This window comes from Streptomyces prasinopilosus, assembly GCF_001419695.1.
GTDB classification, from domain to species: domain Bacteria; phylum Actinomycetota; class Actinomycetes; order Streptomycetales; family Streptomycetaceae; genus Streptomyces; species Streptomyces prasinopilosus.
In genome coordinates this window covers 1-1,205 of record NZ_LIRG01000676.1, presented here as the reverse complement: position 1 = coordinate 1,205, position 1,205 = coordinate 1, and the positions used below count along the sequence as shown (strand labels likewise).

The 1,205-nt window shown below is 73.9% G+C and carries 1 protein-coding gene; it reads left to right on the top strand.

Annotation, left to right across the window (positions count from 1 at the left end; translation table 11 throughout):
• Positions 1–1,055, top strand: a 1,055-nt coding sequence (locus tag AOK18_RS24350) for a S1 family peptidase (protein ID WP_055695719.1), incomplete at its 5' end; no start/stop codon positions are given.
• Positions 1,056–1,205 lie beyond the last annotated feature (150 nt).

Genomic DNA, 1,205 nt, shown 5'->3' with positions numbered 1-1,205 from the left:
CCGCCTCCGCCGCGCCGGCCTCCGCCGCCCTGCTGCAGGCCATGCAGCGGGACTTCGGCCTCTCCCCCGCCGAGGCCGAGGAACGGCTCGCCGCCGAACGGCGGGCCACCGCGCTCGAACCCGAGGCCCGCGAGGCCGCCGGACCGGCGTACGGCGGCGCCTGGTTCGACGCGGAGAGCGAGAGGCTGACCGTCGCCGTCACCCCGGACGCCGACGCCGCCACCGTCCGCGGCCTCCGGTCCTCCGGCGCGGCCGTCCGCACCGTCGAGCACAGCGCCCGCCGGCTCGACGCGACCGTGTCCCGGCTGGACCGTCTCGACGCGCCCCCGGGCGTGAGCAGTTGGTCCGTCGACCCGGCCGCCAACACGGTGGTCGTGAACGTGGTCGAGGGCGAACGGGGCGACAACGATGTCCGCCGGTTCCTCTCCGAGGCCCGCGAGGCGGGTCCCGTCACCGTACGGACCGTGCGGGCGGCCGCCGAGACCTTCGCCGCCGGAACGGTGGGCGGTGACCCCTACTACACGGGCAACGTCCGCTGCTCCATCGGCTTCTCGGTGCACGGCGGCTTCGTGACCGCCGGGCACTGCGGCGGCGTGGGCGGCCAGGTGCGGGGCTGGGACGGCTCCTACATCGGCAACTTCCAGGGCTCCTCGTTCCCGGGCAACGACTACGCGTGGGTCAACGTGGGCAGCGGCTGGTGGACGGTTCCGGTCGTGCTCGGCTGGGGAACGGTCTCCGACCAGCTGGTGCGCGGCTCCAACGAGGCCCCGGTCGGCGCCTCGATCTGCCGCTCGGGTTCCACGACCCGCTGGCACTGCGGCAGGGTCCTGGCCAAGAACGAGACCGTCAACTACAGCCAGGGCGCGGTGCACCAGATGACGAAGACGAGCGTCTGCGCCGAAGGCGGCGACTCGGGCGGTTCGTTCATCAGCGGCGACCAGGCCCAGGGCGTCACCTCCGGCGGCTGGGGCAACTGCTCCTCCGGGGGCGAGACCTGGTTCCAGCCGATCAACGAGATCCTGGGCCGCTACGGGCTGACCCTGCACACGGCGTGACCCGGACCACCCGTCCGAACGGCCTGAGCGACCCTCAGGGCCCGTAGCGGCAACGACGCAAGCCCCGTCCCCGAGCAGTCGCTCGGGGACGGGGCTTGCGGTTGGAGCGCTGGGCAGGCCTTGCACCTGCATCTCCCCGCAGGAAGCGGG